The organism is Nocardioides panacisoli (assembly GCF_019448235.1).
GTDB lineage: Bacteria > Actinomycetota > Actinomycetes > Propionibacteriales > Nocardioidaceae > Nocardioides > Nocardioides panacisoli_A.
In genome coordinates this window covers 2760205-2785401 of sequence record NZ_CP080409.1, presented here as the reverse complement: position 1 = coordinate 2785401, position 25197 = coordinate 2760205, and the positions used below count along the sequence as shown (strand labels likewise).

The 25197-nt window shown below is 69.3% G+C and carries 24 protein-coding genes; 11 read left to right on the top strand and 13 right to left on the bottom strand.

Features of this window, described 5'->3' with window-relative positions; genetic code table 11:
- The first annotated feature begins 19 nt into the window (after positions 1-19).
- Positions 20-685, top strand: a complete 666-nt coding sequence (locus KUV85_RS13470) for a class I SAM-dependent methyltransferase (RefSeq protein ID WP_219960405.1) — start codon at positions 20-22, stop codon at positions 683-685.
- Between the two features lie 119 nt (positions 686-804).
- On the opposite strand, the gene KUV85_RS13465 is transcribed toward KUV85_RS13470, so the two are convergent.
- Both KUV85_RS13465 and KUV85_RS13460 read right to left on the bottom strand, forming a co-directional pair.
- Complete coding sequence (locus KUV85_RS13465) at positions 805-1809, bottom strand: LuxR C-terminal-related transcriptional regulator (RefSeq protein ID WP_219960404.1); 1005 nt, start codon at positions 1807-1809, stop codon at positions 805-807.
- 126 nt (positions 1810-1935) lie between these two features.
- Positions 1936-2412 carry a MarR family winged helix-turn-helix transcriptional regulator gene (locus KUV85_RS13460; RefSeq protein ID WP_219960403.1) on the bottom strand — a complete coding sequence of 159 codons (477 nt, stop codon included), beginning with the start codon at positions 2410-2412 and terminating at the stop codon, positions 1936-1938.
- Between the two features lie 127 nt (positions 2413-2539).
- Between KUV85_RS13460 and KUV85_RS13455 the strand changes: the two genes are divergently transcribed.
- A complete protein-coding gene (locus KUV85_RS13455) occupies positions 2540-2932 on the top strand; it encodes a group I truncated hemoglobin (RefSeq protein WP_219960402.1) in 393 nt (130 codons plus the stop codon).
- A gap of 106 nt (positions 2933-3038) precedes the next feature.
- Here KUV85_RS13455 and KUV85_RS13450 read toward each other — a convergent pair whose 3' ends face one another.
- Genes KUV85_RS13450 through KUV85_RS13440 form a run of 3 tightly spaced genes read right to left on the bottom strand, consistent with a single transcriptional unit; the run spans position 3039 to position 4923 of the window.
- The gene (locus KUV85_RS13450) at positions 3039-3428 is read right to left on the bottom strand and encodes a VOC family protein (RefSeq protein ID WP_273543989.1); all 390 of its coding nucleotides are present in this window, start codon (positions 3426-3428) and stop codon (positions 3039-3041) included.
- A complete protein-coding gene (locus KUV85_RS13445; protein ID WP_219960401.1) occupies positions 3425-3721 on the bottom strand; it encodes an ArsR/SmtB family transcription factor in 297 nt (98 codons plus the stop codon). Before KUV85_RS13445 ends, KUV85_RS13450 begins: the two co-directional genes overlap by 4 nt.
- 32 nt (positions 3722-3753) lie before the next feature.
- A complete protein-coding gene (locus tag KUV85_RS13440) occupies positions 3754-4923 on the bottom strand; it encodes a serine hydrolase domain-containing protein (protein ID WP_219960400.1) in 1170 nt (389 codons plus the stop codon).
- A gap of 99 nt (positions 4924-5022) precedes the next feature.
- Between KUV85_RS13440 and KUV85_RS13435 the strand changes: the two genes are divergently transcribed.
- Both KUV85_RS13435 and KUV85_RS13430 read left to right on the top strand, forming a co-directional pair.
- A complete protein-coding gene (locus KUV85_RS13435) occupies positions 5023-5616 on the top strand; it encodes a GNAT family N-acetyltransferase (protein WP_219960399.1) in 594 nt (197 codons plus the stop codon).
- Positions 5617-6286: 670 nt separating this feature from the next.
- Entirely contained in the window at positions 6287-8122 is a 1836-nt protein-coding gene (locus KUV85_RS13430) for a hypothetical protein (protein ID WP_219960398.1), read from the top strand.
- Positions 8123-8199: 77 nt separating this feature from the next.
- On the opposite strand, the gene KUV85_RS13425 is transcribed toward KUV85_RS13430, so the two are convergent.
- A complete protein-coding gene (locus KUV85_RS13425; protein WP_219960397.1) occupies positions 8200-11217 on the bottom strand; it encodes an RNA-directed DNA polymerase in 3018 nt (1005 codons plus the stop codon).
- A gap of 426 nt (positions 11218-11643) precedes the next feature.
- On the opposite strand from KUV85_RS13425, the gene KUV85_RS13420 reads away from it, so the two are divergent.
- The gene (locus tag KUV85_RS13420; RefSeq protein ID WP_219960396.1) at positions 11644-11895 is read left to right on the top strand and encodes a hypothetical protein; all 252 of its coding nucleotides are present in this window, start codon (positions 11644-11646) and stop codon (positions 11893-11895) included.
- 354 nt (positions 11896-12249) lie between these two features.
- On the opposite strand, the gene dnaB is transcribed toward KUV85_RS13420, so the two are convergent.
- A complete protein-coding gene (gene dnaB / locus KUV85_RS13415; protein WP_219962911.1) occupies positions 12250-13566 on the bottom strand; it encodes a replicative DNA helicase in 1317 nt (438 codons plus the stop codon).
- A gap of 543 nt (positions 13567-14109) precedes the next feature.
- Here dnaB and KUV85_RS13410 point away from each other — a divergent pair.
- Together KUV85_RS13410 and KUV85_RS13405 are read left to right on the top strand one after the other, a co-directional pair.
- Positions 14110-15465, top strand: a complete 1356-nt coding sequence (locus tag KUV85_RS13410; protein ID WP_219960395.1) for an MATE family efflux transporter — start codon at positions 14110-14112, stop codon at positions 15463-15465.
- Positions 15462-16022, top strand: coding sequence for a hypothetical protein (locus KUV85_RS13405; protein ID WP_219960394.1), 561 nt, complete (start codon positions 15462-15464; stop codon positions 16020-16022). Before KUV85_RS13410 ends, KUV85_RS13405 begins: the two co-directional genes overlap by 4 nt.
- An 80-nt stretch (positions 16023-16102) precedes the next feature.
- Here KUV85_RS13405 and rplI read toward each other — a convergent pair whose 3' ends face one another.
- The 4 genes from rplI to rpsF all read right to left on the bottom strand — a co-directional run bounded on the left by rplI (position 16103) and on the right by rpsF (position 17813).
- A complete protein-coding gene (gene rplI / locus KUV85_RS13400; RefSeq protein ID WP_219960393.1) occupies positions 16103-16549 on the bottom strand; it encodes a 50S ribosomal protein L9 in 447 nt (148 codons plus the stop codon).
- 21 nt (positions 16550-16570) lie between these two features.
- Entirely contained in the window at positions 16571-16807 is a 237-nt protein-coding gene (gene rpsR, locus KUV85_RS13395) for a 30S ribosomal protein S18 (RefSeq protein ID WP_219960392.1), read from the bottom strand.
- Between the two features lie 76 nt (positions 16808-16883).
- Entirely contained in the window at positions 16884-17414 is a 531-nt protein-coding gene (locus KUV85_RS13390) for a single-stranded DNA-binding protein (RefSeq protein ID WP_219960391.1), read from the bottom strand.
- A gap of 84 nt (positions 17415-17498) precedes the next feature.
- Entirely contained in the window at positions 17499-17813 is a 315-nt protein-coding gene (gene rpsF / locus KUV85_RS13385; protein ID WP_219960390.1) for a 30S ribosomal protein S6, read from the bottom strand.
- Between the two features lie 160 nt (positions 17814-17973).
- Here rpsF and KUV85_RS13380 point away from each other — a divergent pair, with 160 nt between their 5' ends.
- The 4 genes from KUV85_RS13380 to KUV85_RS13365 are packed head-to-tail and all read left to right on the top strand — an operon-like array spanning position 17974 to position 21465.
- Positions 17974-18384: a VOC family protein gene (locus KUV85_RS13380; RefSeq protein ID WP_219960389.1), complete on the top strand. Its 411-nt coding sequence runs from the start codon at positions 17974-17976 to the stop codon at positions 18382-18384.
- A gap of 7 nt (positions 18385-18391) precedes the next feature.
- Positions 18392-19180, top strand: coding sequence for a deoxyribonuclease IV (locus KUV85_RS13375; RefSeq protein WP_237690296.1), 789 nt, complete (start codon positions 18392-18394; stop codon positions 19178-19180).
- Between the two features lie 43 nt (positions 19181-19223).
- A complete protein-coding gene (locus KUV85_RS13370) occupies positions 19224-20393 on the top strand; it encodes a lipid II:glycine glycyltransferase FemX (protein ID WP_219960387.1) in 1170 nt (389 codons plus the stop codon).
- Positions 20394-20397: 4 nt separating this feature from the next.
- A complete protein-coding gene (locus tag KUV85_RS13365) occupies positions 20398-21465 on the top strand; it encodes an alanine racemase (protein WP_219960386.1) in 1068 nt (355 codons plus the stop codon).
- On the opposite strand, the gene KUV85_RS13360 is transcribed toward KUV85_RS13365, so the two are convergent.
- Positions 21423-22835: a glycosyltransferase family 87 protein gene (locus KUV85_RS13360; RefSeq protein WP_219960385.1), complete on the bottom strand. Its 1413-nt coding sequence runs from the start codon at positions 22833-22835 to the stop codon at positions 21423-21425. The two genes, KUV85_RS13365 and KUV85_RS13360, sit on opposite strands and share 43 nt — an antisense overlap.
- Complete coding sequence (locus tag KUV85_RS13355) at positions 22832-25108, bottom strand: transglycosylase domain-containing protein (RefSeq protein WP_219960384.1); 2277 nt, start codon at positions 25106-25108, stop codon at positions 22832-22834. The genes KUV85_RS13360 and KUV85_RS13355 overlap by 4 nt, the downstream gene beginning before the upstream one ends.
- Positions 25109-25197 lie beyond the last annotated feature (89 nt).

The window sequence follows — 25197 nt, the reverse complement described above, 5'->3', positions numbered from 1 at the left end:
CGGGCGTAGCCTTGCGGCGATGACTCCTCGGGACGAGGCGAGCGACGACCTGCTCGCCGAGCAGCGGGCCTACTACGACGCGCTCGCCGCGCACTACCTCGACGGGGCGATCCCGGGGAGCGAGCAGGCAGGCGACGAGCTGGTGGCCGCGATCGACGCCTTCGCACCCGCCGGCGACGTGCTCGAGCTCGCCTGCGGGCCGGGCACGTGGACGCCCCACCTGCTGCGCCACGCGAGCACCGTGACCGCCGTCGACTCCTCGCCGCGGATGCTGGAGCTGGCCGCGTCGGTCCCCGGGACGACGGCCGTGCGGTTCCAGCGCGACGACCTCTTCACGTGGCGCCCCGACCGGCGGTACGACGTGGTGTTCTTCGGCTTCTGGCTCTCCCACGTGCCGCGCGAGCGGTTCGCCGACTTCTGGTCGCGGGTGGCCGACGCGCTGGTCCCCGGTGGTCGGGTGCTGTTCGTCGACGACGCCTACCGCACCCCCGACGAGCTGGTCCAGGGCGAGGAGTCGACCACGATCCGACGACGGTTGCGCGACGGGACGGCGTACCGCGCGGTGAAGGTGCCGCACGAGCCGGCGGCACTGTCCCGGCAGCTGGCCGACCTCGGCTGGGACGTCCGGGTGGAGCAGACCAACGGTCCGTTCTACTGGGGAGCAGGACGCCGCGCCGACCGGTGAACGCACTCGGCGACCGGTACCCACCCCCCAGTTAGGGGTACCGGTCGCCGCGCTGACATCCTCCCCGAACTCTCCTCCACCCGACTCCGTACGCCGTACGGAGAATCCCGGCGCCGGCCTCAGGACCGATGAACCACCCAGAGGTGCCCGACCTGCGCGCCGACATCGTCGCGTCGCGGACTCACGCCGGCGTCGAACTGCTGCCACGTCCCGTCATGGCGCCGGAGCTCCAGTCGTCCCTGCCACGTGTCGTCGCGGAGGTGCTCGGCGGGGTCGGGAGCGCCGGGGGTGGGCCGTGCGATCTTTCGCCAGTCGACGGTCCTCACGGTCTCCGGCGTCAGGCCGGTGAAGTCCAGCAACGCTCGGCTGCCGAAGACCACGGCTCCGCCGGCATCGGTCTGCCAGACCAAGCACGGCACGGCATCCGCCAGCGCCCGGAAGGAGCGGCCGACCTCGCCCAACTCGGCCTCGAGCCGGATGCGCTCGACCCGGTCCCAGGTGCGCTCGGCGGTCTCGACCAGCAGCGTGACGTCGTCCATGGTCCACTCGCGGGGGCTGGTGCTGGTGACCGCGAGTCCAGCGACGCACGCGCCGTCGCGGAGGTTGGGCGCCATCATCGCGGCGCGGATCGACAGCGAGTGCCACGCCGTCGCGATCTTCGGGACGAGCGCACTCGAGTCGGACACCACGAGCGGCTCGCCGGTGCGCATGGCCTGTGCGACCGGCTCACCGACGTAGTGCGACAGCGTGTAGGCCCCCGCGATCGGCTTCACGCCGTCGGCGTAGTCGCGGTGGATGATGGTGACGTCGGCCTCGTGGTCGAACTCCTGGTAGTAGGACCGGTGGACCGCCAGGTGGCGCCCGACGAGGTGGGCGACGCGGCTCTGGGTCTCCACCGAACCGTCGCTGGCACGCAGCTCGTGCGAGAGACTGGCCCGGAAGGTCGCCGGTCCGAGTGCGGCGGTGAGCGTACGGCGGTCGTCGACGCCGTACTTGCGCAGCAGCGTGGAGACGTGGGTCTCGACGGTGCGCTTGGAGATGGTCAGGCGCTCTGCGATCTGCTGGTTGCCACACCCTTCGACAACCAGTCGCAGGACTTGTCGTTCCCGGTTGGTCAGACCCACCCGAGCGAGCGCCTTGACGGGCCCGCCGTGGAGCACCGGCGGCCACACAACTCTCACCTCCTCCTCCGGTGACAGTAGCCGGTGGTCCCCACGTTGTCTCCCCCCAACGAACGCGGCCGGCGCGGCTCAGCCGACCTCGCCGGAGGCGGTCCGCGACCGCCGTGACTCCCGCAGCCGGTGGGCCACCGCGTGCAGCTCCTCCCGCAGCTCGGCGAGCTCGGCGCCGGTGAGGCCGGTGTCCGCCTCGACCCCGGCCTGGACCGCGGCCACGGGCTCGCGGAGCGCGCGGCCCTGCGCGGTGCAGGAGACCAGGACGGTGCGCTCGTCGGCGGCGGCGCGCTCGCGCGTCACCAGCCCGCGGGCCTCCAGGCGCTTGAGCAGTGGCGAGAGGGTGGCGCTGTCCAGGTGCAGCCGGGCGCAGAGGTCCCGCATCGAGACGACGTCGTCCTCCCACAGCGCAAGCAGGGCGACGTACTGGGTGTAGGTGAGTCCGTGCGCGGCGAGGCCGTCGCGGTACGCCGCGGTCATCGCCTGGGAGGCGCCGTAGATGGCGAAGCAGAGCTGGTCGTCGAGCCGCGGGCCTGCTGCGTCGTCGCTCGTCATGGGGACATCCTAGGAGGCCGTGGACTCGGGCACGATCAGATCGCGCACTATTCGATCGTGCGCTATTGACCTTGCCCGCCGAGAGGCGGAGAGTGAGGTGGGTCACATCGGATCGAGGAGGTCGACGATGAGCACCTCGTTGTACGAACGACTGGGCGGCACCTACGGCATCGCCGGGGCCGTGGACGTGCTGGTGGACCGGCTCTTCGCCAACGCCGCGGTGAACGCCAACCCGGCCGTGCACGCCCACCACGGCGACCCCACCAATGCGCCGGGGTACAAGTTCCTGGTGACCGCGTGGTCGATCCAGGCCACCGGTGGTCCGGCCTGCTACCCGGGACTGGACATGGGCGCCGCCCACCGGGACCTGGCCATCGCCAGCCACGACTTCGACGCCGTCGTCACCGAGATCGACGCGACACTGAACTTCCTCGGCGTCCCCGACGCGGAGCGGCGCGAGTTCATGGACCTCATCGAGGGCTATCGCGCGGAGGTCGTCGCCACGCCGACCCCGGCCTGAGCGACCGCGCCGCACGGCGACGTACCGAACGACGGATCCGTCGGCGTGTCCCTGCTCGGCGCACCGGCCGGTGGGGCCGGTCGGTACGTCCGCCGACGGCGGTGGGTCACGTGAGCGCGGCGAGCTGCACCAGGTTGCCGCAGGTGTCGTCGAGCACGGCGGTGACGACGGGGCCGAGGTCGGTCGCGTCCTGGCTGAACTCGACCCCCAGGGCCTTGAGTCGGTCGACCTCGGCGTGGACGTCGTCGACGGCGAACTGCGCGGCGGGGATGCCGTCGGCGGTCAGCGCCTCCTGGTAGGCACGTGCTGCCGGATGCTCGTTGGGCTCCAGCAGCAGCTCGACGCCGTCGGGGTCCGCGGGCGAGACCACGGTGAGCCAGCGGGCGTCGCCGACCGGCTCGTCGGTCTTCTTCGAGAAGCCGAGCGTGTCGGTGTAGAAGGCGAGCGCCTTGGCCTGGTCGTCGACGTGGATGCTGGTGAGGTTGATGCGGATCACGGTGGCGGTTCCTCTCCGGTGGTGAGCCATCGCTGCACGATCGCGCGCAGCGGGCCCGGGTCGATGTGGTGGAGCTTGTAGCGGCCCCGGCGCTGCGTGTGCACCAGGCCCGACTGTTCGAGCACGGCGAGGTGTTGGGACACCGCTTGGCGCGACGAGGTGAGGCCGTGCCTCATGGTCAGCCGACTGCAGATCTCGAAGAGCGTCTGTCCGTCGGACTCGGTCAGCTCGTCGAGGATCAGTCGCCTCGTCGGGTCGGCGATGGCCCGGAACGGGTCGGGCTCAGCGCTCACGAATCCATTACATGCAAGTGAGCACTTGCCTGTCAATGCCTGCCGGCGGCGTTCCCTCGAGCGGCGTGGGTCAGCACCTCGGTCATCGCGGCGGCGTCGTCGGGTGCGCCGAGTTCGACCTGGCTGAGCCACACGACGACGGTGTCGGTGGCGGGGATGACGTAGCCGGCAGTGCCGGTGCCACCGATCCAGCCGTAGCGACCGGCGACCTGGAACGGCCGTGTGGGCCGGATGTCGACCCCTCCGCCGAACCCCCAGCCCTGGCCGTCGAGGAACAGGTGCCGCGGGCCGCCGTCGACGTGGCTCGTGGTCATCAACCGCACCGACTCCGGCGACAACACCCGCGTGGAGCGACCGGCGCGTCGGTGCTCGCCGTCGGCCAGCACCATCCGGCCGAAGGACCACCAGTCGTCGGCCGTCGACACCAGCCCGCCGGCACCGGAGGGGAAGCGGGGCGGAACGGCCCACTGCCCCTCGGGAGGGTCGACGACCCGGGGCGTCCCGTCCTCGTCGCGCTCGTAGTACGTCGCGAGTCGGTCGGTGGCCGAGGTGGCGAAGCCGGTGTCGGTCATGCCGCACGGATCGAGCACCGTCTCGGCGAGGACGTCGCCCAGGGTGGCGTCGCAGGCGCGGGCGAGCAGGACGCCGAGGATGTCGGCGCCGGTGTTGTAGGTCCAGCCCTGACCGGGCTGGTGCAGCAGTGGAACGTCCGCGAGCCGGCGCATCCACTCGTCGGGGTCGGGCATCGTCGCCGGCCGGGGTGGCCCCTGGCCGAGCTGGTCGACCAACCGCGCGACGATCGGCAGGTCGAACCGCTCGGGGAAGCCATGGCCGGAGCGGAAGGTGAGGAGGTCACGCAGCGTGATCGCTCGCTCGGCCGGCTCGAGGTTCGCTGGGTCCTCGACGGGGCCGCCCGCATCGCGCAGCACCATCGGCGTGGTGAGCTCCGGCAGCAGCGGATCCACCGGATCGTCGAGGTGGAGGTGCCCGCGGTCGACCAAGACCATCGTCGCCGCCGCGAGGACCGGCTTGGTGAGCGAGGCGAGCCGGAAGAGGGTGTCCCGTGTCATCGGGGGTCCCCCGAGGGTGCGCACGCCCGCAGTGGCCACCTCGACGTCCTCGCCCCGGGCCACCAGCGCGACGGCGCCCGGGAGGCGGTGGGTCGAGCACACCCGGGCCAGCAGCTCCTCGAGCGCGGTCACGGCGACCACGATGGCACACCGCGGCACGCCGCGTCGGCCGGCGGCCGGGCGCGGGTCTCGTCGCGCTCGGGGCGGCGCGTTCTCATTTAGAGTCGCGGCATGCCCGGTTTCACCTGGCTCCCGGCCAACGAGGCTGCACCCGAGCACGTCGAGGCGGTGTTCGCGACCGGAGGCGCCCACAAGTGCCGATGCCAAGCGCTGAAGGTGCCCGGCTGGATCTGGCGTGACACCACCCAGGAGGAGCGCGATGCCGCTCAGCTGCAGCAGGCCGCGTGCGGCTCCGCCGGGCCGACGTCGGGTCTGGTCGGGTACGTCGACGGCGAGCCTGCTGGCTGGGTCGCCGTCGAGCCGCGCGAGAACTATCCCCGGGTGTGGAGCCGGAAACAGGCGTGGATGCGCATGGACCCCGACCTCGAGGGCGTCTGGTCGGTGACCTGCTTCGTCGTACGCCAGCAGCACCGCCGGTCAGGGCTCACCTACGAGCTCGCTGCGGCCAGCGTCGAGTACGGCGAACGGGTCGGTGCCCACGTGCTGGAGGGCTACCCGATCGAGCCGCCGCCCGGTGGGTCGGCGACCTGGGACGAGGCGTCGGTCGGGTTGCTGCACGTCTTCACCGACGCCGGCTACGAGGTCGTCGCCTCACCCACGCTACGGCGGCGCGTCGTACGACGCCGACTGGCCAACCGTCCCTGAGTCGTTCGCCCCTTGCCCTGCATCGGCGGCGGCACTGCCGACGATCATCGAGACTGCAAACGGCCCACGCTCACGTGCCGCGAATCTGCAACGGGGTCTTTCGCGAGTCTGCAACGCCTCTCCAGACCAGGCGAGCGACCCCACCGAGGTCGCTGCTGCGGCAGCGCAAGCGGATGCTCACCTGTTCGACTAGCTGTGATGCCCAGCGGGTCATGTGCCCGTCGGGAACGGTGAGTCTGCCTGACCGACGAAGGCATGTAATGCCCCGGCAAGGCCGGAGATTCTGGTGTGTCTTAGTTAGTAGGGGCACTTCAGTCAGTGCGTGTCGTCACGAAGGTCGTGCCTGTTCCTGACCCGAGTACAGCGGCGCTCGTACTCCCGCTGTTCCGTCCAAGACAGCCTCTGGTCGACGACCTCAGTGTCCTCTGCCACGGCGCCCCAAGTCCCACCAAAAAATCAACTGCTGCCAGTTCGAGTCGGGTTGTCAATCGCTCCCCCGAGTTCGTTCGCTGCCCTACGGCCGTTTCGTTGGCCCGAAGTAGCTGCCATCTCGCCCGTGGCGTAGTCCCCTCTATCCAAGTCCATCCAATCGTTTGGCTCTCGCCGGTCGGCGTGTGCGTGCGCGGATACGCCGGTGGAAACAGTCGGACGCTGGATAGATACTCGGGGGATGTCGGAGGATGCTGCGATCCGGGCCCTGCTCGTTGGGGGTCTCGTGGTGGCCATGGTTTGTCACTTCCTCTGGGAGACCTACGTCAACGGTCCACGAGAGGAGCGACGAAGGGCTGAGCGTCAAGAACAGGAGCGGGAGTGGGCGGCTACGCAGTACGGGGCCGGGGAGGACGAACGCGACGCCCTCGACGAGGACGAGGAAGACGAGTACGCCGAGGTCTACGAGGAGCCATACGGCGAGCACCATTGGGAACTCCGAAGTGAATACGCCGCGATCATCCGGAGCCACGGCGGATACTGTGTCGAGCGGGTTTGCATCATGGCGACGCGACGTATCGAGCGTGGGGCGCCTTGGCACCTTGCTCACGATCACGACCGGGGTGGGAGTCGGGACTACCTCGGACCCGCTCATCCGGAGTGCAACCAAGCAGAGGCCCTCCGCCGTGGAGTGACATGGGACGGTGCTCCATCGCTCTCGGAGCTGCTTGAGAGCGTGCGTGCGCGTCATGGACAAGCCGACGAGACCGAGGCTGGGGTTGTCGATCCTTGGGGCGATGATCGGCGCGGGGGTGGGGACGACGGAGGACCGCCAGCCCCCTTGGCGTCTGGTCATTTTATCCAACCTCACGATTCAGACCGCGCCCACGCCGTCATCGTGTCCGGCATGCCGCCGCCCGGGGCAGACTCGTACGCACTCGAGGAGTTGCGCGATCAGTTCGTTGAGTTGACGCAGAGCGGAACTCTCGACGAGGTTGCCGCGTTCAGGGTTAGTCTTGGTTCCGATGATCCAGGGGATGTCTGGCTAGATGCATCGGATCCGGCACCCAACCTGCTTCCGCTCGCCGCGGTTTCCGCTGCTTGTAGCGTCGCTCGGACCCTCTCGAAGGCTGGCCTTGACGATACTGCTCGCGAGTGGTTGCACGAGTTTGCGAATGCCGGGTCTTCGTCGGGACTGGTCGAATGGCTGGCTGATCCGGCATCTGACGAGAGCGTCACCGTCGCAGCGATCGTGTATCGCGATCAGGATGACGAGGATCGTGTGCTGTTCAACTCACCCACCATCGGCGCAACCAGTCGTGCTCTGGCTGCGCTATGGGCTGCCTCGGAGCGGGTCGGCCAGGGCAACACAGTGAGACGGGCGCTTGCGCTGCTCGCCGCGATGAGTCGAGCCGACCTCACGTCCGCCGCAATCGTCACCAGAGTTCCGGGGCGTTTGGTACGGACCGCGAGGCAGCCGTCCCCGTATGGCGAGGAAGAGGGTGTAGACGCTCAGATCACAATGATGTTCAAGGCGCAGGGCATTCTGGACGGTCTGATTCATGAGGATGCTGATCGTGCACTACGTGCGGCGACTCATTCACAAGTCAGTGCTGACTGGCAAGCCGTTGTCACGGTTGCTCCAGCACAGTACGAAACCCATGCGGCCTTCTTCTACGGCGAGTTCGGCCTCGGGATCATCGTGAGCACGAGCACCACATCTGCGCGCGGTTCACGAACGGTCACCAACGATTGCGGTGAGTCGGACACGGCCTGGGGTGTCGACATGGACGAAATGCTCATCACCGGCGACCTCCTCGACGGTTGGGCGTACGACCACCTCGACGACGTCTTCACCCACGTGATCGGACACATGCCGCCACGCACCGTCGTTTCCATGATCACGGTCCAAGGTGGTGGTTACGCGAGCAACGGGCTGAGGAACTCCGCCCTGGAGGATGGCGGTGCCATTCCTGGGGACCCTGAGCTGCGCGCTGCGGTCCTCGCAACCCTGCTCCATGCCGCCGACGCGTTCTTCCGAGACCATCCGGCCGACCACGGTTCCGCCGTCACTTAGCCACGACTTGGAACCCAACTGCGGGGCACCTGAAGTTGGTCACCTCATCGTGCAGCAGTCCCATCTGGGAAGTCCGGTCAATCTGAGGACAGCGGCAGTCGCCGCTCGGACGCGATCTCGAAGCCGTCAGGCGTCGGTTTGAAAACGCCATCGAGCACGATGTGCTTCGACTGCTCACGACGGAGCGCAAGAAAGTCGATCTCGCCGACGACGACGTAGTCGTGGGTCCCGCCGCGTACCCGCACCACGTCGCGCTTCCACTCCTTGCGAAGGGGCCCGCGGATGCGGGCGTCGCCATGCTCTCGATGGTTGGCTTGTGCAATAAACGCATGGATGTCGAGTGCGGCCGACTCGACGAGGGCGCCGAAGGTGTGGAGGTCCTGATTCCACTCCGGCACCAGGAGAGCGTCGACCCTCCCGCGTAGCGACGCTCGGTGAGCGATGTTCGTAAGTTCGCTGCAGATCAGCAGCGCGAACCGGAAGTCGCCGTGCGCAATCACGGGCGGGTTGCACCATGGGATCTCTGGCCGCAGCGAGAGCTTGTTCAGCTCGCGAAGGTTACGTTCCTCGCCAGGTGCGGGCCTCTGCTTGTCTTGGCGGTACACGGGGAAGAACGGGAAGCCGGCGCCGTCGACGCGGAGGGCTGCCCAGACTTGGTTGTGGACCACGCCAGGTGTCCGATGCCGGTATTCCACGCCTGAGACGAGGCTGATCCCCTGAGATTCCAGGCGTAGACCGAAGTGCACGAACCACATCGGTGGCATGGCGAGCTCGGGCAGCAGCAGGTAGTGCACGGGCCTCGGCCGGGTGATGGCTTCGTCGACCACGTCAACAAGCTGTTCATAACGCCGCCGTGTGATGTCATACCGGCCGAGCGCGGCGGCCTCCATCGATGCCTTCGCCGTGTGGACCATGCCCAAAGCAATGCGACGGCATCCTGAGCGGACTTCGGAGGGTACGGCGATCAACCTGCCGTCGGGTTCCACACCGGGCATGACAGCTGGTTTGAACCCGCGGATCGCGCGCAGAATTCGCTGTATCACATCGGCAGGAGCCGAACCGAGGGCATTCGTCACGTCTCCCCGCAGCGCAAGGTAGAGGTCGAGGACGTTGAACGGGCGCGTAGCGAACACCAAGCCCGGGATCTCCCGACCCACGCCGAGTTCGGCGGGATCCACCGCGGTGTCGTCGAGCCACTCGACCAGCTCGTCGAGACCGTCCGCCACCGTCGCGTCGAGTGGGAGATCGAAGCGATCGCTCACATGTGGGGTCGGTGAGTAGAGATCGCTATGCCGCCCGAGGTCGCGCCGCATCAGGGCGAATCGATACGGTACGTGCCCAAGATCGCGCTCAAACAACCTCCGGTGCCAGCGCCGCAGGCGCCTCACTCGAAGTTGATCGGCCGCCTGTGGTGCAATCGTCGTCAGTGGCTCGACCATGGCGCTCAACTCCTGTGCGCGCAGACGGCCCCCGTAAGCCGCGGCGAGGCTCTCGGCGCACTCCACAACCACTTGCTCGGCCCAACGCCGACGTGTTTCCGCAGCCCGTTCTCCGTTCGGGTCGAACTCGGCGACGGTCACCACACAGGTGCGTTGGACCTCATCGTTTAGCTCACGGAGCGCCTGGAAGAGACTCGCCAGAGCTTCATGATCCTCGCATGCGGCGGCAAGCTTGATGAGCCGCGGCAAGTAACCAGCTAGGTCAAAATAGGTGGGCAAGGCGAGTAGTTGTCGCTCGATCGCCCCAAAGAAGGCGCGGCGGTGATCGGCCCACGACGCAGGTTCAAGAATGCGCTCGTAGGCTTCGAAGTCCCGGAGTCGGATCGCGAACGAGGCTCTCCGCCCGGACAGCTGATCGGAGTCTCGCAGGGTCGCCGCAGCTTCGCCGTCCGAGGTGGTGATCGCCGCAAGGTCAGTACCTATCCGGCTGCTGTCGGCGCTGATAGACGGTAGCGCGCGCCATTCGCTTGCACGCTCGTTGATCGTGCGTTCTATGGAACCGAGGATGAATCTGCCTGTGTCTCCGGAGAGGTGAAACAGCTTGTTCTTGCCGTTCTCGAACACGACGTCTGAGCCCGCGAGGTAGTCAGGCACAAAATGTGCAGCGAACGTGCCGACGCCGGTCTCATCGACGCGCTCATGAGCGATCAGCCCCCGAGACCGAGCGGCGAGCCAATCCCATAGGTCCTGTTGACTGTTGAGCGCCGCCGTGGACTCCAGGACGAGCATGATGTCGTCGACGTACCGGCCGTAGTAGAGGGGCTTGAACTCCTCCGCGGCGAGTCTGTCGAGGTCGGCCAGGGCCACGTTCGCCACTACCCCAGATGCCGGAAGCCCCACAGGAAGTCCACGCTCACGCCATCCGGTTGCTCGGGAAACGTGGCTGGTCCAGGCATGGAGAGCGTCCACAAAAAGTCGGTGGAGATGCCACTCTTCCTCGGTCAGGGACACACCCAAGCGAGCGAGGAACCCCTCGTCAAGCATGAAACCGGGGTCGAGCCGGTGGTAGAACGCCGTTGCGTCTGCGGTTAAAGCCACGATGCTCTTGCCCGCGTCGAGTTCTGAGCGCATCACCGCGAGCCCCTTGTCCCTCCACTGCCGATACGGCGACAGATAGGATCTGAACGTGCCGGGCGCATCACGGTTGAGTACGCCGTCCGGACGTCTCCGCAACCGGTTGCCGAACGCACTTAGCCCAAGCGCGCTGTCCATCTTGTCCCCGACAGTGATCAGCCACAGGGTCGAGAAGACGTGGAAGTCCACCGAGCATCGAGACATGAGGCGGAACGTAGCGGTCGGGGGCTTGTCGGCCACAGCGACACGTTCCCGCCAATCGGTGGCAGGGTCGGACCACAAGACCGACGGAGCGGCGGGGCTGGGATCCACGCTCTTGGGGACGACCGTGAATCCGCCGACGAAAGCGGGTTCAATCACCCACGAACGATCGCCGTTGTTGATCCGGTCAAGTAGGGCCGCAAGATTGGCCTCGAGGGACTCCTCGTAGTCGACTAGGTCGAAGAATCGCTGCTCCGTCGAGTGATACAGATCGACCTTGGCCTTGCGGTAGGCGACCACAAGGTCCTTCAGGCGCACCACTTTCCGCCTCCCTCCCACGACCCGCTCCCGCGAGGCTACCGGATCCTTCTCGTGCGCCGATCGTCTCCGCCGCCAGCCAGGTGACGTCGCTGTGGGTCGGGGTCACCCGTTCGTACAGCTCTCCCGTTCGCCATAGAGCGTTGCGATGGGCGCCTCGGGACGTCCGCCGAGCGGCGTCGGAAGAGTTTCGGTGCGCGAAGCCCGGCGTCGGATCCGTCGACTCGAGCCGGAGAACGAGGTGCTGCGCCGTGCCGCGGCGAATCTGTCGCAGGCGCACCTGCCGGGAATCGGTACTACCCGCTCGTGAGAGACCTCGCAGCGAGCGGTGTTCCGGCCGAGGTCTTCCTGCAGGTGCTCGGACTGGCCAGGTCGCCGTACTACCGGTGGCTGGCGCGGCCGGTCACCGAGTGATTCGACGGCGGCGTCATGTCAGTTGAGGAAGGCGTCCTCGTACTCCTACGCCTCGCTGGGTTTCAACTCTCCTGTCACTCGGAGAAGGTTGGGCCCTTCGAGGTAGTGGTACTCGTTGCCGAGCATGGGCGCCTTCTCCTGAATGCGCGCGATGTACTCGGCACGCCACTCGGCGTCCTCGGGGTCGGGCCAGACCTCGAGGGTGGCACCGCACTCGGATCCGACGTCGTCGCACTCGACACGGTCGTCGAGATGTGCGAAACCTGAGCTAGCCCATTCTGGGCGGTTCGACGCAACTGCCCGGAGTCCCTGTCCCGCAAGACGAACCCCAACCGCGAGGCACCGCAGGTCAGTCGTGTAGAGCGAGGCCCAGGGTCCCAGATCCCCCGTCCGGTGACATGCACCGGGACCGGGGCCTTGTCCGGCACCAACGCGACCCGCACACTTTGACGCCAGCAACCGATTGGAGTCAGTCCAACAAGGTCCCCCAGCGAGGTCCAAGGATCTTTGCCGCACTCGACCGCCGAGGTTGGTCATCCTCACCGCACACCACCGAGTTTGCAGCTCTAGCAGACTCAGAGCACTTTCTGCAGACTCGTCGATCGTCACCAACGGCAGACGTCAGTGGGCCATGTCGACGAACCGGCTGTAGTGGCCCTGGAAGGCGACGATGATGTCGCGGGTGGCGCCGTTGCGGTGCTTGGCGACGATCAGGTCGGCCTCGCCGGGGCGGGGGGACTCCTTCTCGTAGGCGTCCTCGCGGTGGAGCAGGATCACCATGTCCGAGTCCTGCTCGATCGAACCCGACTCACGCAGGTCGCTCATCATCGGGCGCTTGTCGGCCCGGGACTCCGGACCACGGTTGAGCTGCGACAGCGCGATGATCGGGACCTCGAGCTCCTTGGCCAGCAGCTTGATCTGGCGGGAGAACTCCGAGACCTCCAGCTGGCGGGACTCGACCTTCTTGCCCGAGGTCATCAGCTGCAGGTAGTCCACGACGATCAGCTTCAGGTCGTGGCGCTGCTTGAGCCGCCGCGCCTTCGCCCGGATCTCCATCATCGTCATGTTGGGCGAGTCGTCGATGAACATCGGCGCCGCCGACACCTTCGACACGTGGCGCGCCAGCCGCTCCCACTCCTCGGCGCTCATCTTGCCGTTGCGGATGTGGTTCAGCGGGATCCGCGACTCCGCCGAGAGCAGGCGCATCGTGATCTCCGAGCGCGTCATCTCCAGGCTGAAGAAGCAGCTGGTCAGGTTGTTGTGGATCGACGCTGCACGACAGAAGTCGAGAGCCAGCGTCGACTTGCCCATGGCCGGTCTCGCGGCCACGACGACCATCTGGCCGGGGTGGAGACCGTTGGTCAGCTCGTCGAAGTCGGCGAAGCCGGTGGGGACGCCGTACAGCCCCGCCTCGCGGTTCTCGATCGCCTCGATCTCGTCCAGGACGCCGTTCATGATGTCGCTGAGCGGGACGTAGTCCTCGGTCTTGCGGCCGTCGGCCACCTGGTAGATCTCGGCCTGGGCGGCGTCGACGATGTCGGTGACCTCGCCCTCGCCGCGGTAGCCGATCTGGACGACCTTGGTGCCGGCGTCGATGAGCCGCCGCAGCACGGCCTTCTCGTGGACGATCTCGGCGTAGTAGCCCGCGTTGGCCGCGATCGGCACGTTGGCCGACAGCGTGTGGAGGTACGGCGCGCCCCCGATGCGCTGCAGCTCACCGCGCCGCGCCAGCTCGTCTGCGACCGTGACCATGTCGGCCGGCTCGCCCCGGCCGTAGAGGTCGACGATGGCGTCGTGGATGGCCTCGTGCGCCGGACGGTAGTAGTCCGGGCCACGGACCGTCTCGACGACGTCGGCGATCGCGTCCTTGCTGATCATCATCGCGCCCAGCACCGACTGCTCGGCCGCCATGTCCTGCGGCGGCGTCCGCGCATCCATGGGAGCGTTGCCCGGCTCGTAGGCCGCGGGACCGTCGCTCCAGTCCTCGGGGGGCAGGTCACGCACGTCGGAATCGGTGAGGCTCAAACCGGAACTCCTGATCGCATCGACCTGTGGTGCCACGTCGGTGGTGGTGTGTGACCATCCGTTGGGACCGACGGTAGGACCCGGCACCGACACTGGCCGGTACCTCGCCCCCGACGGGGTGTGCGTGGCGGACGAAGCGAGAACCTACCCACCGACGGGACCGGAACAAACCGATTCGCCCACAGGCCCTGTGGACAACTGGGGACAACCCGTGGACGACACGCGAGAGGGGTGTGCACTGACTGTGCACGAGACTGGGGAGAACCTGTGGGTCGCGGAGAGAAAACCGCCCCTGACCTGCAGGAACACTTCTTCACATCTGTGGACGAACAAAGATCCGCGGACTTTTTCGTTCACGTGTACGTCACGTGTGTGCCATAGCACCGTCAACCGCCGCGACGGCGCGAAATCGCGATATCCACAAGCAACCGGTAGTTATCCACCGGGAGCGGACCGGTGAGGCGGCCGCTGCGGTTCCACCCCACGCGCGACGACCGCGAGATCGCCCGGCTCGCCGTGCCGGCCTTCCTCGCACTGGTCGCCGAGCCCCTCTTCCTCCTCGGCGACGCCGCCGTCATCGGACACCTCGGCACCCCTGAGCTGGCCGGCCTCGGCATCGCCGCCACCGTCCTGCAGACCCTCGTCGGACTCTGCGTCTTCCTCGCCTACGGCACCACCGCCGGCGTCGCCCGCCAGCTCGGCGCCGGCCGACGGGGCGCGGCCCTCGGCCAGGGCATCGACGGCCTCTGGCTGGCGGTGGCCATCGGCGTCCCCGTCACCGCCCTCGGCATCGCCCTCACCGGTCCACTCGTGGCCGCCTTCGGCGCGGGCGCCGGTGTCAGCGAGCCCGCCGTCGACTACCTCCGCGTCGCCCTGCTCGGCGTCACCCCGCTGCTGCTCATGCTCGCCGCCACCGGAGTCCTCCGCGGACTCCAGGACACCCGCACCCCGATGTACGTCGCCATCGCCGGCAACGTCGCCAACCTCGGGCTCAACGTGGTCCTCGTCTTCGGCGCCGGCCCCGTGCCCGGCCTGGGCATCGTCGGTTCGGCGCTCGGCTCCGTGCTCGCCCAGCTCGCCAGCGCGGCCGTCCTCATCGCCGTGGTCACCCGTGCCGCCCGCCGCGAGGGCACGTCCCTGGTCCCCCGCCGCCGCGGCATCCTCGCCGCCGGACGGGCCGGCGTACCGCTGCTGATCCGGACCCTCACCCTGCGCGCCTCCCTGCTGGTGACGACGTACGCCGTCGTCGCGGCCAGCACCTCCGCTGCGGAGGAGTCGGTGCCGATCGCCGCCCACCAGCTCGCGCTGACCATCTGGGGCTTCCTCGCGTTCGCCCTGGACGCGATCGCGATCGCCGCACAGGCGATCACCGGCCGCTACCTCGGCGCCGGCGACGCGGACGCAACCCGGACGGTGACCGCCCGCATGGTCCGCTGGGGCGTCGTCAGCGGGATCGCGACCGGCCTCGGCCTGGCCGCCGTCAGCCCGTGGCTCGGCCACCTGTTCACCCCTGACACCGCCGTGCGCGACGCGCTGGTGCCCGTGCTGCTCGTGGCGGCCCTCGCCCAACCCGTGGCCGGCGTGGTGTTCGTCCTCGACGGCGTCCTCATCGGCGCCGGCGACGGGCCGTACCTGGCATGGGCCGGCCTGGCGGTGCTGGCCGGATACGCTCCCGTGGTGCTGTTGACCGGATGGGCGGGCGCCGCGCTGCCCTGGCTGTGGGTGGTCTTCGGGGCGCTCTTCATGGGCGGGCGCTACGTCACCCTGACCCGCCGGGCCGCCGGCGACCGCTGGCTGGTGACCGGCGCATGAAGCCGCTCCAAGCCGTCGGGCTCGGGATGGTGTGGGTCGCCCTCACGACGCAGGGCACCGCGGTCGACTGGTTCCCGGACCCCGTCGGTTGGGCGATCGCGCTGCTGGCGCTGCCGGGGCTGCGCCGCGTGCCGGGGCTGGCACCGCAGTGGCCCGTCCTCGCGGCCCTGGGGGCGATCGCCCTGGTGGCGTCCGCAGCCGTCTGGTTCCCCGCCGGGGACGCCTTCGTCGAGGAGGAGCCGGCCATCGGTTGGGCGGTCAACGTGCCCGGCCTGGCCTTCCTCGCCCTGCTGTGCCACGTGCTCGCTGCCGCGGCACGCACGAGCACCGAGGACGCCCACGGCGCCAGTGCCGCCGCGTGGCTGCAGATGTGCGAGGGCCTGCTGATCGCGGTCGTCGTCGCCCCGGTCCTGGTCTTCGGCGCCGGATGGGACGCGCTCGGCCCGTGGGCAGCGAGCGGCGCCCAGCTCGCGCTGCTGGTGACGATCCTGCAGTGCTTCATCTACGCCAGTCGCCCCTGGGCGGGTCCGCCCCCACTGGAGGAGCACGTCGGCTGACCGCGAACCGTCCCGGAAAAACGACGTGGGGCCGAACCCCGTCGGCGACGGGATCCGGCCCTACGGCTGGAGACGGTGTCTCAGGCGCGGATGACGTTGAGCGCCACGTTGGCCGAGACGTCGTCGTGGAGCTTGACCGACACCTCGTGGGCACCGAGGGACTTGATCGGGTTGCCGATCACGACGGTGCGCTTGTCGATCTGCTCACCGGTCGCCTCACCGAGCGCGGCGGCGACGTCGGAGGCGGTGACCGAACCGAACAGCCGGCCACCCTCACCGGCCTGCACCTTCACGTCGACGGTCGAGCCCTCGAGCTTGGCGCGGATCTGGGCCGCGTGCTCCTCGTCGCGCACGGCGCGGGCGACACGGGCAGCCTTGATCTGGTCGACCTGCTTCTGGCCGCCCTTGGTCCAGGCGACGGCGAAGCCGCGCGGCTGGAGGTAGTTGCGGGCGTAGCCCGGCTTGACGTCGACGACGTCACCGGCGGCACCGAGGCCGTCGACTTCTTGGGTCAGGATGATCTTCATGATGCTTCTCCCTTCCCTGGCTCAGCGACCGGCGGAGGTGTAGGGCAGCAGGGCAACCTCGCGGGCGTTCTTGACCGCGATCGCCACGTCCCGCTGGTGCTGGACGCAGTTGCCGGTCACACGCCGCGCGCGGATCTTGCCGCGGTCGGAGATGAACTTGCGGAGCAGCGCGGTGTCCTTGTAGTCGACACCGGTCGCCTTCTCCTTGCAGAACTGGCAAACCTTCTTCTTCGGCTTGCGAACGACTGGCTTGGCCATTGTGGTGCTCCTCCTCAGAGCCCGGCCCGCTCAGTCCAGCGGGCCGGAATGGTTGATGTGCTGATGAATGTGTGGATCAAAAGGGCGGGTCGTCGGATCCCGCGTTGCCCACGCCGGGGGCGGCCCAGGGGTCGTTGGCCGGGGCGCCGCCCTGGCCGCCACCCTGGTTGGCCCACGGGTCGCCGGCCGGGGCACCGCCCTGACCGCCGCCCTGGGAGCCGTAGCCCCCACCGCCGCCACCGCGACCGGACTTGCTGACCTGGGCGGTGGCGAAGCGCAGCGCGGGACCGATCTCGTCGGCGTCGAGCTCGATGACCGTGCGCTTCTCGCCCTCGCGGGTCTCGAAGCTGCGCTGCTTGAGCCGGCCCTGGACGATCACCCGGGTGCCCTTGGTGAGGGATTCCGCGACGTTCTCCGCGGCCTGCCGCCAGATGGAGCAGCGCAGGAACATGGCCTCGCCGTCCTCCCACTGGCTGGTCTCGCGGTTGAAGGTGCGCGGGGTCGACGCCACCGTGAAGTTGGCGACGGCGGCGCCCGAGGGCGTGAACCGCAGCTCCGGGTCGTCGGTCAGGTTGCCGACGACGGTGATGATGGTCTCGCCTGCCATGGGGATCTCTCTCTCAGTCGAGTTCGGTGACGCCTATCGTGGCGTGCCCTGCCGACAACCGGTAGGGCCCATCCACAGGGGGCGTCAGTCCTCGCTCGGAGCGGTGGCCGCCACGGCGGTGGGCTTGAGGACCTTCAGGCGCAGCACGGACTCGTCGAGGTTGAGGCGGCGCTCGAACTCCTTGACGGTCTCGGTCGCGGCGGTGAGGTCGATGACGACGTAGATGCCCTCGGCGTGCTTGTTGATCTCGTAGGCCAGCCGGCGGCGGCCCCACACGTCGACGTTCGCGATCGTGCCACCGGCCTCGGTGATCACGTCGAGGTACTTGGTCAGCGACGGCTGCGCGCGGCGCTCGTCGATGCTCGGGTCGAGGATGACCATGACTTCGTAGTTGCGCAAAGCGATCTCCACCTCCTGTGGACTCAGCGGCCGCGGTCTCTCCGCGGCAGGAGGGCCTTGCCTGTGCGTCCCCGTCGGTGGGAACGCGACAGGGAACAGTAGCAACGGCCGCGGCCGGCGACCCAATCCCCGTGTCCGTGGTCGGTGGCACGCTGGAGCCATGACCGCATCGCTGAGCCCCAAGCTCGTCCTGGCCGACACCGCGGCCGCCCTGCAGTGGTACGCCGACACCCTCGGCGCCGAGGTCGACCAGCGCTACGTCGCGGGCGACTCGATCGTGTTCGCCTCGATGCAGCTGTTCGGGGCGACGGTCACCCTCAAGGACGGCGACGCCCACGACCCGGTGCCGTCGCCGGGCCCGATCCTGGAGCTGACCGTGGACGATCCCGACGACCTCGTGCACCGCATGCTGGATGCGGGCGCCGAGACGGTGTTCCCCGTCGCCGACCAGCCCTACGGCGCCCGCGGCGGCCGGGTGCGCGACCCCCACGGCGTGCAGTGGCTGGTGCAGACGCCGCTGTGGCTGACGCCGGACCAGGTCCAGGCGGCGATCGACGCGATGGGAGGGTGAGGCCGTGATCGCCATCGGAGCCCACGTCGACCAGACCGACCCCGTCGCCGAGGCGCAGGCCCGCGACACCTCGCTGGTGCAGTTCTTCCTCGGTGACCCGCAGAGCTACCGCGGGCCCGAGGTCACCTACGACGGCGGTGCGGCCGCGCTGCGGACCGCCGCCGAGGCGGCGGGCGTCGACCTCTACGTCCACGCGCCGTACCGGATCAACGTGGCCAGCCTGAACAACAAGATCCGCATCCCCAGCCGCAAGCTGCTCCAGCAGCACATGGACGCTGCGGCCGAGATCGGCGCGAAGGGCCTCATCGTCCACGGCGGTCACGTCACCAAGGACGATGCGCCGGAGAAGGGCTACGACAACTGGCGCAAGGCCATCGAGTCGACCGACATCAAGGTGCCGCTGCTCATCGAGAACACCGCCGGCGGCGACCACGCCATGGCGCGGCTGCTGGACAGCATCGGCCGGGTCTGGGACGCGATCTCCGGAGCGGAGGGCTTCGACGACGTCGGCTTCTGCCTCGACACCTGCCACGCCCACGCCGGCGGCAACCCGTTGGCGACGCTCGCGGCCGACGTACGCGCCATCACCGGCCGCATCGACCTGGTGCACGGCAACGACAGCCGCGACGAGTTCGACTCCGGCGCCGACCGCCACACCAACTTCGGCGAGGGGCTCATCGACCCCGACCTGCTGGCGACCGTCGTGCGCGACGCCGGCGCCCCGGTCATCTGCGAGACGCCGGGTGGCCCGGAGGAGCACCGCGCCGACTTCGCGTGGCTGCGCGACCGGCTCTGACGCCGACACGGTCCCGATCGTCCCGGCCGTTAGCCTGTGCCCCATGCCGAGCGTGCGCGTGATCTCCCCGTCCGAGCACCACGACTTCCTCACCAGCCGAGCCAGTGCCAGCTTCCTGCAGACGCCCGGTTGGGCGGCCGTCAAGAGTGAGTGGCGCCCCGAGTCGCTGGGGTGGTTCGAGGGTGAGGAGCAGGTCGGCGCCGCGCTCGTGCTGCACCGCAAGCTGCCCAGGCTCAACAAGTCGCTGGCCTACCTCCCCGAGGGCCCGGTCATCGACTGGACGACCGACCGCCTCGGCGACTGGCTGGAGCCGATGGTGACCCACCTCAAGCAGCAGGGGGCGTTCGCGGTCCGCATCGGCCCGCCGGTCGTCACCGCCCGCTGGGACGCCCAGCAGGTCAAGGCCGGCATCGCCGACGACGCCGTCACCCGCCTCACCCAGCTGCCGCCCACCGAGCAGGACCCCGCCGGCGCCCGGGTGGTCTCGCAGCTCACCTCGCTGGGCTGGCGCCGGCAGGACGCCGGGGGCGGGTTCTCCGCCGGGCAGCCGCGCTACAACTTCCAGATCCCGCTGGTCTCGACAGGCTCGACCACCGGGGACGGCTCGACCACCGGGGAACGCTCGCCACGCACCGAGGACGACGTCCTCAAGGGCATGAACCAGCAGTGGCGCCGCAACATCAAGAAGGCCACCAAGGCCGGCGTCGAGGTCGAGCAGACCGACCCCCGCGGCGGGCTGAAGCTCTTCCACGACCTCTACGTCCACACCGCCGAGCGCGACGGCTTCACCCCGCGGCCGCTGTCCTACTTCCGCGCGATGTTCGAGGCGCTGGCCGAGCCCCGCGCCGACGCCGTCACCGACCTGCGGCTCTACCTCGCCCGCCACGAGGGCGACCTGGTCGCGGCGACCATCTGGATCCGCGTGGGTGAGCACAGCTGGTACTCCTACGGCGCCTCCTCCACCGAGAAGCGCGACGTACGCGGGTCGAACGCCATCCAGTGGCGGATGATCACCGACGCGCTCACCGAGGGCGCCGCGATCTACGACCTGCGCGGCATCACCGAGACCCTGGACGCCGACGACCCGCACGTGGGCCTGATCCAGTTCAAGGTCGGCACCGGCGGCGAGGCCGTCGAGTACGCCGGCGAGTGGGACCTGCCGATCAACCGTGCCCTGTACAAGGCCTTCCAGATCTACCTGAGCCGGCGGTGACCCGATGAGCCTCACGCTGCACGTCGACGGGCCGCGCTGGCGCGCCCACCTGGAGTCGGTCGCCGCCGCCCACCCGGGGCTGGTGCCGGTCGCCAAGGGCAACGGCTACGGCCTCACCGTCGGCCGCCTCGCGCGGCGGGCGCAGTGGTTGCGCGACCGCGGTCACGACGTACCGGCCGTGGCAGTGGGGACCTATGACGAGATCGCGCAGGTCGCGCCCCGCTGGGACGGCGACATCGTGGTCCTCACGCCCTGGCGGCCGTGGATCGAGCCGCTCGAGCCCCGCCTGGCCGACCGGGTCGTCCACACCGTGAGCCGCGCCGAGGACGTCGGCGCCCTGCTCGCGGTCGACCCCCGCGCCCGGTTGGTGCTGGAGCAGGTCACCTCGATGCAGCGCCACGGGATGCGCGCCGACGACCTGTGGCAGGCGGCGAGCCTGCTGCGGCGCCACCCCGGGGCCCGGTTCGAGGGCTTCGCGATCCACCTGCCGCTGGGCCACGGCGCCCACGTCGCCGAGGTCGGGCGGCTGCTCACCGACGCGGTCGGCGCGGGCCTGGGGCCGGTGACGGCGTGGGTCAGCCACCTCTCCGAGGCCGAGCTCGACCGGGTGCGGTCGGCCCACCCGGGCGTCACGCTCCGGCCGCGGATCGGCACGGCGCTCTGGCTCGGCGACCGCGGCGCGTTCTCGGTGCGGGCCCGCGTGCTGGACGTCCACGCGGTCGCACGCGGTGAGGAGTTCGGCTACCGCGGCCGCAGCATCCCGCGCGACGGGCACCTGTTGGTGGTCAGTGGCGGCACCGCCCACGGCATCGGCCTGGAGGCACCGGCCGGTGACCAAGGTCTGCGGTCCCGGGTCGCGACCGTCGCCCGCGGCGGGCTCGACGCGGCGGGCTGGGTGAAGTCGCCGTTCACCGTGGCCGGCAAGGCGCGGCTCTTCGCCGAGCCCCCGCACATGCAGGCCTCGATGCTCTACCTCCCCGCGGGCGCCGAGGTCCCGGAGGTCGGCGACGAGGTCGACGTCCGCGTCCGCTACACCGCCACCGACGTCGACCGGGTGGTCATCTCCGACTGACGTCGCGGGGACCGTACGACGTCGTGCTCGGGGCGCCAGACGTCGCGGGCGACGAGCGCCACGAGGTAGAGCTCGGCGGCGACGCGGACGAGGATCGCGACCCAGTAGAAGCCGGCGTCCCCGCCGCCGGCGGGCTCGAGGAACCCGCCGAGGTACCACCAGACCATCGCGAAGTAGAAGAGCTCGCCGCCCTGCCACACCAGCTGGTCCCGCCACTGGGGCCGGGCGAGCACGGCCAGCGGGAGCAGCCACAGCACGTACTGCGGCGAGTAGACCTTGTTGATGATCAGGAAGCCGGCCACGATCAGGAAGCCGAGCTGCGCCAGTCGCGGATCCTCGGGGGCCTTCATCCCGAGCACGAAGACACCCAGGCACCACAGGGCGAAGAGCGCCCAGCTCCAAGTGTTGATGGTGCCGGCGGCGAACCCGATGTCGGTGGCCTGGTCGACCAGGAGCCACAGCGAGCCCAGGTCGGCGCCGCGCTCGGCGTTGAAGTCCCAGAAGACGCGCCACTGCTCGCGCCCGGTGAGGTACGCCGGCGCGTTGGCGGCCAGCCAGGCCGCGAAGCTGGTGACCAACAGCGTGGTGAAGTCGGCGATGCGGCGCCGTCGCAGGCACAGCACGAGGAGCCCGCCCAGCAGGAACAGCGGATAGAGCTTGGCGGCGACGCCGAGCCCGATCAGGACTCCGGTCAGCACGGTGCGCTCCCGCGTCCACGCCCACAGGGCGGCGGCGACGAGCGCGACGGCGATGAGGTCCCAGTTGATCAGGCCGGTCAACGCCAGCGCCGGGGAGAGGGCGAACGCCGCCGCGTCCCACGGGCGTCCGGGTGAGACACCGGTGAGGAACCACACCGTGAGCAGCGCGAGCAGGGCGAACCCGACCGCGTTGACCAGCACGAACACGGTGATCTCGGCATCCATCCCGTCCAGCCCCCACAGCTGGGAGGGCGCGGCGGCGTACCGGTCGTCGAGGTCCGGCGAACCCACCAGCCAGTGCGTCACCCACGAGGTGCCCCACGCCCAGTAGGAGATCCCGACGGGGTACTCCATCACCTCGTAGCGGCTGCGCGTCTGGTCGTCACCGGAGTAGGGCCAGGCGTTCTCGGCGAAGCCGCGCGGGATGTAGAGCGGGCGCAGGTCGGTGTAGCACATCTGGGCGTACGTCGCCTCGGTGTCCTCGCTCGCCCCCAGCGAGCACGGCGCCTTCTGCACCACGCCGAGGGCGAAGACCACCGCCGCCAGCAACAGCAGCACTCGCCGCGGGGTCCACCACGGGTGCCGTCCGGCGTGGTCGCCGACGGGTCCACCCACCGCCTCGGAGAGACCGGCCACGACCGGGTCCTCCTGCGTCGGGTGGCGGTGCGTCATCCGCGCGCAGCGGTACGCCGCCGACGGCGCTGGTTGCCACTCCGCGTCGCGGAGGGCTTGGCCGTCGGACTCTGCGAATCGCTCGGGGACTCACTCGGCCCGGTGGGCAGCGACGGTGACGGCTCCTTGCTGGACTTCGTCGGCGACGGCTCCTGGGTCGGCTCCGAGGTCTCCTCGGTCTCCTTGGTCGTCGGTGCCGAGCTCGACGGCTTCTTCGACTGCTGCGTCTTCGTCGGCTCCGGGGGCGGCGGCGGGGGCGGCTCGTAGCCATCGGAGGGCGCCTCGCCGTCGACGTTGGCCGGCGGCGGGAACTCCTCGACCTCCATGCCTTCCATGGAGCGCCGCATCACCGAGTTCCAGGTGTCGAGCGGGAAGCCGCTGCCGAAGAAGGAGGGCAGCCAGCCGTCGAGGCGGCCGACGCCGTTGCCGCGGGTGTAGGAGACCGCGATCGAGCGCTGCGGGGTGTAGCCGGTGTACCAGGCCGAGGTGACCCACCCCTTGTCGTTGGTGGCCGTGCCGGTCTTGCCGGCGCTCGGGCGTCCGATGACCGAGGACTTGCTGCCGGTGCCGAACTGCGCGTTGCGCTGCAGCGCGTAGGACACGTCGGCGGCGATGTCCTCGCTCATGGCGCGGCCGCCGGTGACCTTGTGCTGGTAGCGGGTGCGGCCCTCCTCGTCGACGACCTTGTCGATGATGAAGGCGTCGCTGCGCTCACCGCCGTTGGCGATCGTGCCGTAGCCGTTGGCCATGTTGATCGGGCTGACCGTCTGCGGCCCCAGCGCCACCGAGAGGAACGGGTTCAAGCCGGGGCTGGAGGTGGGCAGGCCGAAGGGGTCCTTCTTGTTGGCCTCGTTGCCGGGGATGCCCATCTTCTCCGCCATGGCGACGATGGCCTCGGGGCCGTCGTTCATGCCCATGGTCATGTCGACGTAGGCGGTGTTGATGGAGTTCTCGGTGGCGGTGACCATGTCCACGCTGCCGTAGTCGTCATCGCCCTGGTTCTCGATCTCGCCCCCGGGGACCTCCAGCGGGGAGTTGCCCTCGAAGCGGTCCTCGAGCGAGAAGCCCTGGTCGATGCCGGCGGCGAGCGCGACGGGCTTGAAGATCGAGCCGGCCTGGCCGCCCTTGACCGCCCAGTTGAGCTGGGAGTCCAGGTAGTCCTGCCCGCCGTAGATGCCGCGGACCGCGCCCGTCCCGGGCTCGGTGACGGCGACGCCCACGTGCAGCTCGTCGTCGGAGAAGCCCTCGGGGCGGGCCTCCTTAACGCCCTGCTCGGCGGCGGCCATGTCCTTCTTGGTGAAGGTGGTGGTGACCTTCAGGCCACCGCCGTCGATCTCCTCGTCGCTGAAGCCGAGGCGCTGGAGCTCACTGCGGACCATGCTCAGCGCGTGGCCCTTCTGGCCGCCGTACCGGTCGCTGTTGGAGATCTGGGGGAACTTGGGCAGCCGCTTGCGCGCCTTGTCGGTCTTCTCGACCGGGGCCGTGCCCATGTCGGCCATGGAGGACAGCACGTAGTCGTAGCGGACCTTGAGGTTGGCCTTGGCGTCCTCGCCGTTGGCCGGGTCGAAGCGGCTGGGGTTGTTGAGCACCGCGGCCAGCACGGCGGCCTGGCGGATGTTGAGCTTCTTGGCGGGCTTGCCGAAGTAGGCCTGGGAGGCGGCCTGGATGCCGTAGGCGCCGCGGCCGAAGTAGATGGTGTTGAGGTAGCCCTCGAGCACCTGCTCCTTGCTGAGCTGGTTCTGCACCTTCAGCGAGAGGACTGCTTCCTTCGCCTTGCGGGTGTAGGTGCGGTCCTGGGTCAGGTAGAGGATCTTGACGTACTGCTGGGTGATGGTCGAGGCACCCTGGGTGGCGTTGCCCTGCGCGTTGCTGAAGGCGGCGCGCAGGATGCCCCGGGGGTCGATGCCGCGGTCGGTCCAGAAGGTCTGGTTCTCCGCGGCGACGACGGCGTCCTTGATGTTGTCCGGCATCTCCTCCAGCGGGATGGAGTCACGCTTCTGCACCGCGAAGGTGCCCATCTCCTGCTTGCCGTCGGCGTACATCACCTGGGTGGTCTCGGTGAGGAAGTCCTCGTTGGGGTCGGGGATGTCGACCGCCTGGTAGAACCAGAAGCCCCCACCGGCGAGCACCAGGGCCAGCACGAGGCCCGAGATGCCGCCCCACTTGAGGAGACGACGACGCCACACGCGCGGCGTGCTCTTCGAGCTCCGCCCGCGTGCGGTCCGCTTCTTGGCAGGGGTCGATGCCCGCTTGCCCTTGGATCTGGCTGCCACGACGAAACAGAGTACGGGTCCACACACGCGCCGTCCCACTTCTCGGACCCGGGTCGCCCGGAGATTCGCGCCGCGGACACACCCCCGGT

What these genes read in the sequence shown, in the direction of transcription:
- KUV85_RS13420 (WP_219960396.1), top strand. Translation starts at nt 11,644, where the DNA reads ATGTCAGTTGAGGAAGGCGTCCTCGTACTCCTACGCCTCGCTGGGTTT.
- KUV85_RS13435 (WP_219960399.1), top strand. Translation starts at nt 5,023, where the DNA reads ATGCCCGGTTTCACCTGGCTCCCGGCCAACGAGGCTGCACCCGAGCAC.
- KUV85_RS13470 (WP_219960405.1), top strand. Translation starts at nt 20, where the DNA reads ATGACTCCTCGGGACGAGGCGAGCGACGACCTGCTCGCCGAGCAGCGG.
- KUV85_RS13380 (WP_219960389.1), top strand. Translation starts at nt 17,974, where the DNA reads ATGACCGCATCGCTGAGCCCCAAGCTCGTCCTGGCCGACACCGCGGCC.
- KUV85_RS13365 (WP_219960386.1), top strand. Translation starts at nt 20,398, where the DNA reads ATGAGCCTCACGCTGCACGTCGACGGGCCGCGCTGGCGCGCCCACCTG.
- dnaB (WP_219962911.1), bottom strand. Translation starts at nt 13,566, where the DNA reads ATGGATGCGCGGACGCCGCCGCAGGACATGGCGGCCGAGCAGTCGGTG.
- KUV85_RS13405 (WP_219960394.1), top strand. Translation starts at nt 15,462, where the DNA reads ATGAAGCCGCTCCAAGCCGTCGGGCTCGGGATGGTGTGGGTCGCCCTC.
- KUV85_RS13360 (WP_219960385.1), bottom strand. Translation starts at nt 22,835, where the DNA reads ATGACGCACCGCCACCCGACGCAGGAGGACCCGGTCGTGGCCGGTCTC.
- KUV85_RS13460 (WP_219960403.1), bottom strand. Translation starts at nt 2,412, where the DNA reads ATGACGAGCGACGACGCAGCAGGCCCGCGGCTCGACGACCAGCTCTGC.
- rpsR (WP_219960392.1), bottom strand. Translation starts at nt 16,807, where the DNA reads ATGGCCAAGCCAGTCGTTCGCAAGCCGAAGAAGAAGGTTTGCCAGTTC.
- KUV85_RS13455 (WP_219960402.1), top strand. Translation starts at nt 2,540, where the DNA reads ATGAGCACCTCGTTGTACGAACGACTGGGCGGCACCTACGGCATCGCC.
- rplI (WP_219960393.1), bottom strand. Translation starts at nt 16,549, where the DNA reads ATGAAGATCATCCTGACCCAAGAAGTCGACGGCCTCGGTGCCGCCGGT.
- KUV85_RS13390 (WP_219960391.1), bottom strand. Translation starts at nt 17,414, where the DNA reads ATGGCAGGCGAGACCATCATCACCGTCGTCGGCAACCTGACCGACGAC.
- KUV85_RS13370 (WP_219960387.1), top strand. Translation starts at nt 19,224, where the DNA reads ATGCCGAGCGTGCGCGTGATCTCCCCGTCCGAGCACCACGACTTCCTC.
- KUV85_RS13430 (WP_219960398.1), top strand. Translation starts at nt 6,287, where the DNA reads ATGTCGGAGGATGCTGCGATCCGGGCCCTGCTCGTTGGGGGTCTCGTG.